The organism is Kitasatospora sp. NPDC052868 (assembly GCF_044547105.1).
In the GTDB taxonomy this organism is placed as follows: domain Bacteria; phylum Actinomycetota; class Actinomycetes; order Streptomycetales; family Streptomycetaceae; genus Kitasatospora.
In genome coordinates, this window is sequence record NZ_JBITZW010000002.1 from 255,075 (window position 1) to 267,334 (window position 12,260).

Annotated in this window: 9 protein-coding genes; 5 read left to right on the forward strand and 4 right to left on the reverse strand. The window is 75.5% G+C overall.

Annotated elements, in window-relative coordinates; genetic code table 11:
- Window positions 1-415: 415 nt before the first annotated feature.
- The 3 genes from ACIGZJ_RS04780 to cutA all read left to right on the forward strand — a co-directional run bounded on the left by ACIGZJ_RS04780 (window position 416) and on the right by cutA (window position 4,027).
- Entirely contained in the window at window positions 416-2,245 is a 1,830-nt protein-coding gene (locus ACIGZJ_RS04780) for an AMP-dependent synthetase/ligase (RefSeq protein WP_396455935.1), read from the forward strand.
- A 205-nt stretch (window positions 2,246-2,450) separates the two neighbouring features.
- On the forward strand, window positions 2,451-3,593 hold the full coding sequence (locus tag ACIGZJ_RS04785) for a polysaccharide deacetylase family protein (protein WP_396455936.1): 1,143 nt from the start codon (window positions 2,451-2,453) through the stop codon (window positions 3,591-3,593).
- A gap of 110 nt (window positions 3,594-3,703) precedes the next feature.
- On the forward strand, window positions 3,704-4,027 hold the full coding sequence (cutA, locus tag ACIGZJ_RS04790) for a divalent-cation tolerance protein CutA (protein ID WP_396455937.1): 324 nt from the start codon (window positions 3,704-3,706) through the stop codon (window positions 4,025-4,027).
- A 300-nt stretch (window positions 4,028-4,327) separates the two neighbouring features.
- Here cutA and ACIGZJ_RS04795 read toward each other — a convergent pair whose 3' ends face one another.
- The 3 genes from ACIGZJ_RS04795 to ACIGZJ_RS04805 all read right to left on the reverse strand — a co-directional run bounded on the left by ACIGZJ_RS04795 (window position 4,328) and on the right by ACIGZJ_RS04805 (window position 7,199).
- A complete protein-coding gene (locus tag ACIGZJ_RS04795; protein WP_396455938.1) occupies window positions 4,328-5,128 on the reverse strand; it encodes an SGNH/GDSL hydrolase family protein in 801 nt (266 codons plus the stop codon).
- Window positions 5,129-5,472: 344 nt separating this feature from the next.
- On the reverse strand, window positions 5,473-6,114 hold the full coding sequence (locus ACIGZJ_RS04800) for a hypothetical protein (RefSeq protein ID WP_396455939.1): 642 nt from the start codon (window positions 6,112-6,114) through the stop codon (window positions 5,473-5,475).
- Window positions 6,115-6,320: 206 nt separating this feature from the next.
- Entirely contained in the window at window positions 6,321-7,199 is an 879-nt protein-coding gene (locus ACIGZJ_RS04805) for a hypothetical protein (RefSeq protein ID WP_396455940.1), read from the reverse strand.
- Window positions 7,200-7,641: 442 nt separating this feature from the next.
- Between ACIGZJ_RS04805 and ACIGZJ_RS04810 the strand changes: the two genes are divergently transcribed.
- Both ACIGZJ_RS04810 and ACIGZJ_RS04815 read left to right on the forward strand, forming a co-directional pair.
- Window positions 7,642-8,811, forward strand: a complete 1,170-nt coding sequence (locus ACIGZJ_RS04810; protein ID WP_396455941.1) for an exonuclease SbcCD subunit D — start codon at window positions 7,642-7,644, stop codon at window positions 8,809-8,811.
- Complete coding sequence (locus ACIGZJ_RS04815; RefSeq protein WP_396455942.1) at window positions 8,808-11,861, forward strand: AAA family ATPase; 3,054 nt, start codon at window positions 8,808-8,810, stop codon at window positions 11,859-11,861. The genes ACIGZJ_RS04810 and ACIGZJ_RS04815 overlap by 4 nt, the downstream gene beginning before the upstream one ends.
- 52 nt (window positions 11,862-11,913) lie before the next feature.
- Here ACIGZJ_RS04815 and ACIGZJ_RS04820 read toward each other — a convergent pair whose 3' ends face one another.
- Window positions 11,914-12,189, reverse strand: coding sequence for a hypothetical protein (locus tag ACIGZJ_RS04820; RefSeq protein WP_396455943.1), 276 nt, complete (start codon window positions 12,187-12,189; stop codon window positions 11,914-11,916).
- Window positions 12,190-12,260 lie beyond the last annotated feature (71 nt).

The window sequence follows — 12,260 nt, forward strand, 5'->3', positions numbered from 1 at the left end:
GGGTGGGGTCGGGTGGCGGTCGGCCTTCGACGATCGTCGGTGGTCAGGGTCGGTCCTCGCCGGGAGCCTCCGGCCGCAGGTCTGCGAGAGCCTACTACGCCCCGACCACTCGTTCGAGGGTCGAATCCGTCGTCTCCGCACCCTCGCCCCGATCGTGTCCGGATCATCCCGGACCTCCCTGATTCGCCCGCCTCCACAGCCTGCCCGAAGCCTCCCCCGAACCTCCCCGACCGGCCCCCACCACGGCACTCTCCATACGGACAGGTGCCGATCTCGTCGCGTCACGGTCACAACCCTGGGCAGTGACAGAGCTATCCGATAGTTTCGCTCCACCTGCCCGACCTGTTCGGCGCGCCGCCGATCCGGACGCCCGCACGGGTCCGACCGGCAGGACGCAGACGGATACGGGGGCACAGTGCGCGAGTTCACCACCCCTGCCCTGGCCGGTCCGCCGGCCACCGGCGGACTGGCCGACTCGCTGTACGACACCGCCGAACGCACCCCCGAGCTGGTCCAGCTGGCGCGGCCCGCGCCCGGCGGCGGCGCGTGGCAGGACGTCACCGCACGCGCCTTCCGGGACGAGGTGCTGGCGCTCGCCAAGGGCCTGCTGACCCGCGGCGTGCGGTACGGCGACCGGGTCGCCCTGATGTCCCGGACCAGGTACGAGTGGACCTTGTTCGACTACGCGCTCTGGTCGATCGGCGCCATCCCGGTGCCGATCTACCCCACCTCCTCGGCCGAGCAGGTCCGCTGGATCCTCGCCGAGACCCAGGCGGTGGCCTGCGTGGTCGAGGAGGAGGACCACGCGATGACGGTCGGCGCGGTCTGCGACGCGCTGCCCGACCTCACCGGCATCTGGCAGCTGGACCGCGACTGCATCACCGCGATCATGGAGGACGGCAGCGGCGTACCGGACTCCCTGGTCCACCGGCAGCGGCTCGGGGTGGCCGCCGGGAACATCGCCACCGTGGTGTACACCTCCGGCACGACCGGCCGCCCCAAGGGCTGCCTGATCACCCACGCCAACCTGGCCGCCGAGGCCGACAGCCTGCTCGGCGGCTGGGGCGGGGTCTTCCACGACACCGGCGGCCACCAGCCGTCCACCCTGCTGTTCCTCCCGCTGGCGCACGTCTACGGCCGGGCGGTGCAGGTGGCGGCGATCCGCGGCGGCTTCCGGATCGCGCACATCCCGGAGGTCTCCACCGAGACCCTGTTACCCGCCCTGGCCGTCCTGCGGCCGACCTTCCTGCACGCCGTCCCGTACATCTTCGACAAGATCTTCCAGGCGGCCCGGCGGGGCGCCGAGGAGGCCGGACGCGGCGAGCTCTTCGAACAGGCCCGCCAGGTGGCCGTCGACTGGGCGGCCGCCCGCGAGCGGCGCGCCTTCGGCCGCGGCCCCGGCCCGAGCGCCAAGCTGCGCCTGCAGCACGCGGCGTACGACCGGGCCGCCTACCAGCGGCTGCGCGCGGCCCTGGGCGGCCGGGTGCGCGCCATCATGTGCGGCGGCTCCACGCTCGGCCGGGAGCTCGGCCTCTTCTTCACCGGCGCCGGCTTCCAGCTGTACGCGGGCTACGGACTGACCGAGACCTCCGCCGCGATCACCGCGAACCCGCCGGGGCGGCAGAAGATGGGCACGGTCGGCCGCCCGCTGCCGGGCGCCACCGTCGCCATCGCCGACGACGGCGAGGTGTGGGTGCGCGGCGACACCGTCTTCAGCGGGTACCTCAACCACCCGCAGTGCACCGCCGAGTCGCTGTACGACGGCTGGTTCGGCACCGGCGACCTGGGCAGCCTGGACGAGGACGGCTACCTCACCATCACCGGCCGCAAGAAGGACCTGATCGTCACCAGCAGCGGCAAGAACCTCGCCCCCGCGGCGCTGGAGGAGCGGGTCCAGGCCCATCCGCTGATCTCCCAGTGCATGGTGGTGGGCGACGACCGCCCCTACGTCGCCGCGCTGATCACCCTGGACCAGGCGGCCCTCGCGCACTGGCTGAAGAGCCACGGACGCGAGCAGCTGGACGAATGGGCGGTACTCGCCGACGAGGAGCTGCACACCGAGGTCCAGCGGGCGGTGGCCGCGGCCAACACCGCCGTCTCGCGCGCCGAGTCGATCCGCGCGTTCCGCCTGCTGCCCCGGGAGTTCAGCCTGGAGCAGGGGCTGCTGTCCCCCTCGCTGAAGCTGCGGCGGACGGCTATCACCGAGCGCTACGAACAGGACATCGAGGAGCTGTACGCGCCCTGACGGTCCGTCTTGTCCCTTTTGCCGGAAGGGACATGGAGGCGCTTCACCTTCCGTTCCCTTGACGGACCGACTGGTCCAGTCCATTGTTTTGCCTCGGTCTGAGTGCGGCACGCCGACGGCTCCCGCCCCTCGGGGAGCGCCCCCAACTCGATACCGCACCCTCCCCAACGGGTGCGGTCCCCCACGCAGGAGTCCTCACTTGTCCATGTCCTCGCGCCTTTCCGCGCTCGCCGCGTGCGCGGCCCTCACGGTGTTCGCGCTCGCCGCGCCCGCCTCCGCCGACGCCGCCCCCACCGCGGCCCCGGCCCCGGCGGTCGACCCGGGCCAGGTCGACCTGGCGACCAACCCCGGTTTCGAGATCCCCGCCTCCTCGCTCGCCGACTGGGGCTCCGTCCCCGGCTGGCGCTGCGCCGGCGGCCCCGCGGAGGCGGCGCTCAGCACCACCGCCCCGCACTCCGGCGGCTCGGCCCTGACCGTCACGCCGGTGAGCGGCGACTCCACCGGCGAGTGCGTCCAGACCGTCTCCGTCCAGCCCAACACCACCTACACCGCCTCGGCCTGGGTGCGCGGCTCCTACGTGTTCCTCGGCGCCACCGGCACCGGCCGGGACGTCGCCCCCGCGTGGGCGGAGACCACCGGCGGCGGCTGGAAGCAGCTGACCACCCGCTTCACCACCGGCCCCACCGCCTCCACCGTCCGGCTGTACGTGCACGGCTGGTACCAGCAGGGCCCGTTCTCCGTGGACGACGTCCACGTGTCCGGCCCCGCCCCGGCCCCGGCAACCCTGGCCGGCAGCGTCGCCACCACCGACAAGGTCGTCTTCTTCACCGTGGACGACGGCTGGCAGCGGACCCCCGAGGCCGAGCGGTTCATCGCCGACCACAAGCTGCCGATCACCGCCTTCCCGCTGCCGATGCCGGCCGGGACCGACCCGGACTTCTTCAAGCGCGTCACCGCCGTGGCCGGCTCGTCCATCCAGGACCACAGCGTCTCCCACACGGACCTCACCACGCTCTCGGCCGCCGAGCAGCAGGTCGAGATCTGCGACGCCCGGGACTCGCTGACCCGCGTCTTCGGCACCGCCCCGACGGTCTTCCGCCCGCCGTTCTTCGCCTGGAACGCCGACACCCTCCAGGCCGCCGCCAACTGCGGCATCCGGACCGTCCTCACCGCCGACGCCGACTTCAGCTGGGGCGCCTCCAACGTCTGGCACCCGGGCACCCTCCAGCCCGGCGACGTCGTCCTCCTCCACTGGACCGACACCCTCGCCACCGACCTCCAGCGCGCGCTGGCCGCCGCCGACGCCGCCGGCCTCAAGCCGGCCGGCCTGGCGTCCTACCTGCGCTAGGACTTGGCTCAACACGGTCTGACGACCCGTGCGGCGCGCAGTCGATCCCAGGAGGACCGGCAGCGCGCCGCACGCCTCGGCGCCGCGTTGGCCCGCCCTAGGCTGGGCCCATGAAGAACTCCGACCTCACCGTCGTCACCACCACCCACGAGGACGAGGCCAAGGCGCGGGCGCTGGCCGCGGCCGTGGTCCGCGAGCGACTGGCCGCCTGCGCCCAGGTCTACCCGGTCCGGTCGGTGTACTGGTGGGACGGCGAGGTGCGGGACGGCGCCGAGTGGCGCATCGACTTCAAGACCCGCGCCGGGCTGTTCGACCGGCTGGCCGCGTTCGTCGCCGCGCAGCACGAGTACGAGACGCCCGAGCTCATCGCCGTCCCGGTGACCGCCGGATCGACGGGCTACCTCGGCTGGGTGGCCGCCGAGACCGCCGGCTGAGCCCGCACACCAGGACGGAGCGCCTCCGGTGGCCTCCCCCTTTTCTCTGGAGACCCACACAAGCGCATGCCCATGTCCTCCCATCCGTGCGCAGCTGCGACACGCGCACCTGGACTACGAGGAGGAGTCCCTGCTGCCCGTCCTGGCCGCGATCCCCTTCCCGCCGACCGGCGCCGGGGGCCCGCCCGGCAACGGGACCGGGAACCGAAGCGGGGCCTGTCCGGCCGGACATGGCCGGACAGGCCCCTGGGTGCCGGGTCGGCGTCCGCCCTTCGGCTGCCACCGACCCGGCGCCGGGCGCTACGCCTGCGCCGTGAAGACCGGGAGGTAGCCGCCCGAGTGGCCGGCGGCCTTCGGGTGGTAGCTCTCGTCGACGGGCAGGGTGGTGCTGTTCAGCCAGGTGGTGCTGCTGCCGCAGATCTCGTGGTTGGTGAAGACGCTGCGGACGTCGCCGAAGGCGAAGCCCGCGTTGGCCGCACGCTTGGCGAGGACGTCGTCGAGCACGTCCGCCGCACTGTTGATGGCGGCCCGCTTGGTGTCGCCGATGCCGAAGATGCAGCTGCCTCCGACCTTGTAGAGGTGCGGGTAACCCAGCACCACCACGCGGGCGTTGGGCGCCTTGGCGTGGATGGCCGCGTACACCTGGTCGAGCTGGCCGGGCAGGGTGGTGGTGGCGTACTGCTTTCCGGCGGCGACGGCGTTGAGACAGGCGCTCTCGGAGTCCAGCACACAGGTCTGCATGGTGCTGGCGAAGCCGGCGTCGTTGCCGCCGATGCTGATGCTGACCAGGGTGGTGCCGGAGTTCAGCACCGAGAGCTGGTTGTTGAGCACATCACCGGTTCTGGCGCCCGAGCAGGCGACGAAGGAGAAGGACGACGGCGCGTGCGCGTTCTTCCAGAGGTACGGGTAGGCGTTGGTGCTCCGCTTGCAGCTGCCGCTCTCGCTGGTGTAGCTGCCGGCGCCGACGCCGGACGCGTACGAGTCGCCCAGCGCGGCGTAGTTGACGGTTGCGGCGCTGGCCGACGAGGCGGTGAAGAGGGTGGTGAGGGTAAGGAGTACCGCCAGGGCGGCCACGGACATGGCACGGGTGGGGCGTAGCATGACACCTCCAGGGAGTGACCTGAGTCACAGATGTTGATACCAGGCGGTAGCTTCCCCGGGAAGTGGTCATGCCAAGGATATTGACGGTCGGTCTGCGGACGGCGGAGTGAACTCGACCACGTGGACGGACGTTTGCGCTGCTCAGGCCCCGGCGGCGCCCCCCGCCTCGCGCACGCCTCTGCACACGATCGCCTGTTCGAATTCTTGACCGTCCATCAAGCGCCCGGCCTCACCGGTGCCGGGCACGGGACCGTCGGGACCGTCCGGCCCGCCGTCGGCGCGACGACCCGCGCCTCAGACCGCCCGTGCATGGCACGGGCGGCCTCCCCCGCTGCCGGCCCGGCTCAACCCCCGGTGGCCGGGTAGACGGAGCCCGAGTGGGCGGGGCCGGGGAAGACCACGCAGCCCTCGACCGGAAGTTCCTCGATCGCCTCGTTGGCGGTCGCGGGCACGCCCAGCCGGCGCACGGCGGCCGACACCGCCGCCCGGGCCTGGCGCAGGCCGGGCTCCCCCCAGCCGAGCAGCTCGACCGCGAGACCGGGGGCGACCAGCAGCCGCCGGTAGTGCCGCCCCGAGGCCGGGTCCGGCGCGCTGGGACCGACCGCCCGCAGCGCGGCGGCCATCCGGACCCGGGCGCACTCGTGACCGCCGTTGGCCGAACCCACCCGGTCGTAGAGGTAGCCGAGGTAGTACGGCGTACCGATCACCGCCTGGGCCTCCTCGGCCGCCTCCCGGGCCAGGGCCGAGCCCGGATCCCCGGCGTCCTCCGGCTCCAGTGAGCCGCCGGGGAGCGAGACGATGCCGTCCCTGGGGTTGACCAGGGTCAGCACCCGGCCGTCGGGGGCGAACAGCCACCCCCACGACTGCTTCACCGGCAGCCCGCCGGGCACCTGCTCGCCCGGTCGCCACGGCCAGCCCGCAGTGGGGCGCCGACGCACCCTGCCGAGCAGCTCGGCGATCTCCGCGCTGAACTCGATCCGGCCCATGCGTCCCCCCTTTCGGTGTCGGGCTCGCCGGACCGGCGGTGCGCGGGGAGGACCAGCGGTGCGCGGTTCGGGGCGGAGCGGCGGGAACGGCGGCGTGGGGTACCACCCGCTCCTGCTGTTGATCTTCCCCGAAATCTTCCCCGAACAGGCGGTCGATGAACAGTCCCCAGCGCCGCTTGGTGGACGCGGGGGGCTGGAGCCGCTGGTCAGGCCATCGGCCCACCTCCGCCGCCGGCCTCGGAGCGACCCCGCCCGCCACCGCCGGATGGCGGGAACGGGGGCAGCGCGAAGGCCGGGACCGCCGCCGACCCGGGCGGGAGCGGCAGGCCCCGGTCGGCCCCCTCGGCGAGCGCGTCGAGCACCTCCCGGACGGACATCGGCCGCAGCCGCCCCTCCGCCAGCGCCCAGCCGCACACCTGCGGGCCGTCGGGCGCCGCCGGATCCCGGTGCAGCAGCAGCGCGCCGGCGCCGCGCGCGGCCGTGCCCGCCGCCAGGGTGACGCAGAACGCCTCGGCGTCCCGACCGCCGGCGAACAGCCGGCCGCCCTCGATGCAGAGCTCCGCCGCCGTGGCGAGCTCCTCCCCGTCCTCCGGGCCGTGGCAGCTCAGCGTCAGCAGGTGGCAGCCCTCCCCCGCCCCCTCGGCCAGTGCCAGGTACACCGCGGAGACGTGGCGCATCACCGCCCCCATCAGCGACCTCCCCCGCGGGCCCTCGCCGACCGCCGCGAGCAGCACCGCGCAGCCGATGGAGATGCGCACCCTGGCCCGGTGGTCGTCGACCAGCACCGGCAGCAGCCCGGCCAGCCGCTCCCCCGCGTAGACGAAGGGCTCCCCGGCCAGCTCCGGGTCGGCCGCGTACGCGACCCGGGCCGCCGCGGCACCCGGGTCGAGGCCGAACGCCTCGCAGTAGTCCTCGTAGTCGGCCGGTTCGAGCACCCGCAGGTGCACCTCCAGCCCCTGCCCGTGCAGGGCCCTGAGCCCGGCGTCCGTCCGACTCAGGTAGGCCGGGAAGGCCGCGCCGCCGAACAGGCCGTGCCGCGCCAGCCGGGCGAAGTCGACCGCCCGGGCGGCCACGGCGAGCGCCACCGGCTGCGGCGGGGGCGCACCGCGGGCCCGGCCCCGGCTCCGGGAGCGGCCGCCGGGACCGCCTCCGCCCACCCCGGACGGCGCCCGCCCCGACGCACCCCCGCCGCCGGGCGCCCGGGCCGCGCCCCCGCCCCCACGCCCGGCGCCGGCTCCGGCCCCGGGACGCCCGGCGGGCGGGCGGCTCCCCGACCGGGCCCGCACCCGGCGCGCCACGGGCCCGGTGGCGGCGAAGAACGTGGACGGCTGGTACATGGCTCCTCCTCGGTGTCGCACCGGTCCCGGAGCCCCTGGAGGGCCCCGGCGGTGACGATCGGGAACATACACACCGTCACTGACAATCGACCGGGAGCGACCATTCGGGCCCGCGCGGAACCCCGGGCCGGGCCGGCCGGTGGGGCTGTTTCGCCCGGGTTGTCAGTGGCGGACGTTAGGGTCGGGGACCATGCGACTGCTGCATACCTCCGACTGGCATCTCGGGCGCTCCTTCCACCGGGAGAGCCTGCACGACGCCCAGCGCGCCTACCTGGACCACCTCGTCGAGGTCGTCCGGGCCAGACGCGTGGACGCCGTGCTGGTCGCCGGCGACGTGTACGACCGGGCGCTGCCGGGGCTGGAGGCGGTCGCCCTGTTCGACGACGTGCTGCACCGGCTGGCCGGGCTGGGCGTGCCCACGGTGTTCATCAGCGGCAACCACGACTCGGCCCGCCGGCTGGGCGTCGGCGCGGGCCTGATCGGCAGGGCCGGCGTCCACCTGCGGACCGACCCGGGCGAGTGCGCGGAGCCCGTGCTGCTCGCCGACGAGCACGGGCCGGTGGCCGTCTACGGGCTGCCGTACCTGGAGCCGACGCTGGTCCGCGAGCGCTTCGGGCTGGAGCGCGGCGGCCACGCCGCGGTGCTCGGCGCGGCGATGGACCTGGTCCGGGCCGACCTCGCGGCCCGCCCCGGGGGCACCCGCGCAGTGGTACTGGCGCACGCCTTCGTCACCGGCGGCGAGACCAGCGACAGCGAGCGGGACATCGCGGTCGGCGGTGTCGCCTCCGTGCCCGCCTCCGTCTTCGACGGCGTGCACTACGCCGCGCTCGGCCACCTGCACGGCTGCCAGACCCTCGCCCCGCACCTGCGCTACAGCGGCTCCCCGCTCGCCTACTCGTTCTCCGAGGTGAACCAGCGCAAGACGATGTGGCTGGTCGACCTCGCGGCGGACGGCTCGGTCGCCGCCGAGCGGGTCGACTGCCCGCAGCCGCGCCCGCTCGCCTGTCTGCGCGACACCCTCGACCGGCTGCTGGACGACGAGCGGTACGCCCCGTTCGAGCAGTCCTGGGTGCAGGCCACGCTCACCGACGCCGCCCGCCCCACCGAGCCGATGGAGCGGCTGAGGCGGCGCTTCCCGCACACCCTGCAGCTGCTCTTCGACCCGGACCAGGCCGAGGAGGGCGCCACCGGGTCCTACGCGGCCCGGGTGAGCGGGCGGGCCGACCTGGAGATCGCCGAGGGCTTCCTGCGGCACGTGCGCCCGGGCGCCGCACCGGACCGGGACGAGCTCGACTGGCTGCGCGAGGGCTTCGAGAGCGTCCGGGAGACCACCGACCGGAAGGCCGAGCAGCCCCGATGAGACTCCACCGGCTGACCGTCGCCGCCTTCGGCCCGTTCGCGGGCACCGAGGCCGTCGACTTCGACGCGCTCGCCGCCGGCGGCCTCTTCCTGCTGCGCGGCGCCACCGGCGCGGGCAAGAGCAGTGTGCTGGACGCCGTCTGCTTCGCCCTCTACGGGGACGTGCCCGGCGCCCGGCGGGCCAACCGGCTGCGCAGCGACCACGCCGACCCGCTGCGGCTGACCGAGGTCCGGCTGGAGCTGACGCTCGGCGGGCGGCGGCTGGAGATCATCCGGCTCCCCGAGCAGCAGCGGCCCAAGAAGAAGGGCACCGGCTGGACGACCGAGCGGGCCCAGACGCTGCTGCGCGAGTGGGCCGCCGACACCGGGGACGGCACTCCCGGCTGGCGGCCGGTCAGCAAGTCCCACCAGGAGGCCGGGGAGGAGATCCAGCGGCTGATCGGGATGAGCCGCGAGCAGTTCTGCCAGGTGGTGCTGCTGCCGCAGGGCGACTTCGCGCGGTTCCTGCGGGCGGACTCGGAGGAGCGCGGCAAGCTGCTGCGCCGGCTGTTCGACACCGAGCGGTTCCAGCAGGTGGAGTCCTGGCTCGCCGAGCGCCGCCGCGCCCAGGAGGCCGCCGTCCAGAGCGATCAGCGGCGGCTGCGGGCGCTGGCCGACAAGGCCGAGCAGGCCGCCGGACCAGCGGCCGAGCCCGCCGCCGACTGGGTGCCCGGTGAGGACGAGACCGCGCACCCGGCGGCCGCCGACCTCACCGGCGCGGTGCTCGGCTGGGCCGCGATCCTGCGCAGCGGCGCCGCCGAACAGCTCGCGGTCGCCGACGCCGCCCTGGCCGGCGCGGAGTCCGCCCACGAGGAGGCCGGGCGGGCCCGGGCCGCCGCCGAGGAGCTGTCCGGCCGCCAGCGGCGGCACCGCGACTCGGCGCTCCAGGCGGCCCGGCTCGCCGAGGACGAGCCCGCGATGGAGCGGGACGGCCGCCGGCTGGCGGCCGCACAGGCCGCGCTCGGGGTGGAGTCGGTGCTGCGGCTGCGCGAGTCCGCCGACGGCGCCCACCGGGCCGCCCGCGAGGAGGAGCACCGCCACCGCGACGCGCTCACCCGGGCGGGGCACCCGGACGGCCCCGGGCTGGCCCGGGCCGAGGAGCCGGAGCTGGCGCGGGCCGAGCGCGGGCTGCGGGCCGAGGTGGTCCGGCTGGAGGCGGCCCAGGAGGACGAGCGGCGCTGCACCGCGCTCGCCCGCGAGCAGCGGACGGCGGACGCCGAGCGCCGCAGGGCCGAGGAGCTCGCCGAGGAGGCCCGCGACTGGCTGGACGACTTCGAGGAGCGGCTGGCCGCGCTGCAGGAGGAACAGGCGGACACCCGGGCGGCCGGCGCCCGGGTCGAGCAGTTGGACGCCCGGCGCGCAGAGGTGACGCAGCGGCTGGCCGCCGCCCGCCGCCGGGACGCCCTGCGTGCGGAGATCGCGGACGCCGGACCGCGGGTGCTCGGGCTGCGCGCCGAGGCACTGGACGCCCGTGAGCACAGCCAGGACCTGCGCGAGCGCCGGCTCGCCGGCATGGCCGCCGAGCTGGCGGAACGGCTGCGCGAGGGCGAGCCCTGCCGGGTCTGCGGATCGCCGGAGCACCCGGCACCGGCCAGGCCCACCGGCGGCCAGGTCGGCGCGGCGGACGAGGACCGCGCCCGGGAGGCGCAGACGGCGGCCGAGCAGGCGGCGGACAACGCCGAGCGGGCGCTGGCGGACCTCCGGGTCCACGAGGCGGCCGCCGCCGGTGCGGCCGGGCCCGACGGCACCGAGGCGCTCGCGGAGGCGCTCGCCGTACTGGAGCGCGAGCACCGCGAGGCCTCGCGGGTGGCCGAGCGCCTCGGCCCGCTGACCCAGCGGATCGAGCGCCTCACCCAGGAGCAGACCGCCCGGCTCGCCGCACTCCGGGACGCGGGCGAGCACAGCGCGGCGCTCACCGCCCGGATCCAGACCCTGCACGGGGAGCAGGAGGAGCTGGCCGCGAGGGTCGCGGCGGCCCGGGGCGACGCTCCGTCGGTGGCCGACCGCTCGGCGGCGCTGTCCCGGCTCGCCGACCAGGTCACGGCCCTGGCGGGTGCCGCGCGGGCCCGCACGGAGGCGGCGGCCCGGCTGAAGGACGCGGACGGCGAGCTGGCCGCGGCCGCGGTGTCGGCCGGGTTCGGGAGCGCCGAGGAGGCCCGGGCGGTCCTCCTTCCGGCCTCCGAGCGGGAGCGGCTGGAGGCCCGGCTGGAGCGGCACCGCTCGGCGCGGGCCGCGGTGGAGCGGCTGCTCGCCGAGCCCGAGCTGGTGGCGGCCGCGGCCTGCCCGGCGGCGGACCTTCCGGGCACCCAGGCCCGGCTCCAGGGCGCCACCGACCGGCTGCGCCGGGCGCACGCGGCGCAGGACGCGGCCCGCCGGCGGTGCGAGGAGCTGGCCGGGATCGGACGGCAGCTGGCCGCACTGGCCGCCTCGCTGGCCCCGGCGCTGGTCCGGTTCGCCCGGATCAACCGGCTCGCCTCGCTCGCGGCGGGCACCTCCACGGAGAACCGGCTGCGGATGCGCCTGGAGTCGTATGTGCTGGCGGCCCGGCTGGAGCAGGTGGCCGCCGCGGCGAGCGACCGGCTGGTACGGATGTCCGGCGGCCGCTACACGCTCGTCCACAGCGACGACCGGGGCACCGGCAACCGGCGCTCCGGCCTGGCCCTACGGGTGGTGGACGCCTGGACGGGCACCGAGCGGGACACCGCGACGCTCTCCGGCGGCGAGAGCTTCTTCGCCTCGCTCGCCCTGGCCCTCGGCCTGGCCGACGTGGTCACGGACGAGGCGGGCGGGATGCCGCTGGACACCCTGTTCATCGACGAGGGCTTCGGCACCCTGGACGAACAGGCGCTGGAGGAGGTGATGGACGTCCTGGACGGTCTGCGGGAGCGGGACCGCGCGGTGGGCATCGTCAGCCACGTCGCGGACCTGCGCACCCGGATCCCGGCCCAGCTGCTGGTCCGCAAGGGGCGCAGCGGCTCCACCCTCGCGCTGGCCCGCCGCGAGGACGTCTGACGGCGGAGTGCCGGGGCGCCCGGCCGTTCGCCCGGCCGTTCGCCCGGCCGCGTCAGCCGGAGCAGGCGATCCGCTGTGCCTGCTGCCAGGTGCAGACGGGGCAGAGCGTCGTCCCCGGGTGGTCCGCGGGCAGTTCGGTCGGCTCGCCGCACATCACGCAGTCGGCGCGCGGCCCGGTCAGCCCCGGGTCGTGCGTCAGCGCCGCCACCGTGTCGGCCGGGGCCACGGCACAGACCGGGCCCGCGTCGTCCGCGACACCGCCGTCCACGGCGCTGCTGTCCACCGCGCTGCTGTCCACCGCGCTGACGCCGTTCGCTGCTTCACTCATGTCGCCTTCCTACTCCGCCGCCCCACCGGGTCGCAAGGCCGGTCCACGTACAGCAGGCCGGATACCGCAGG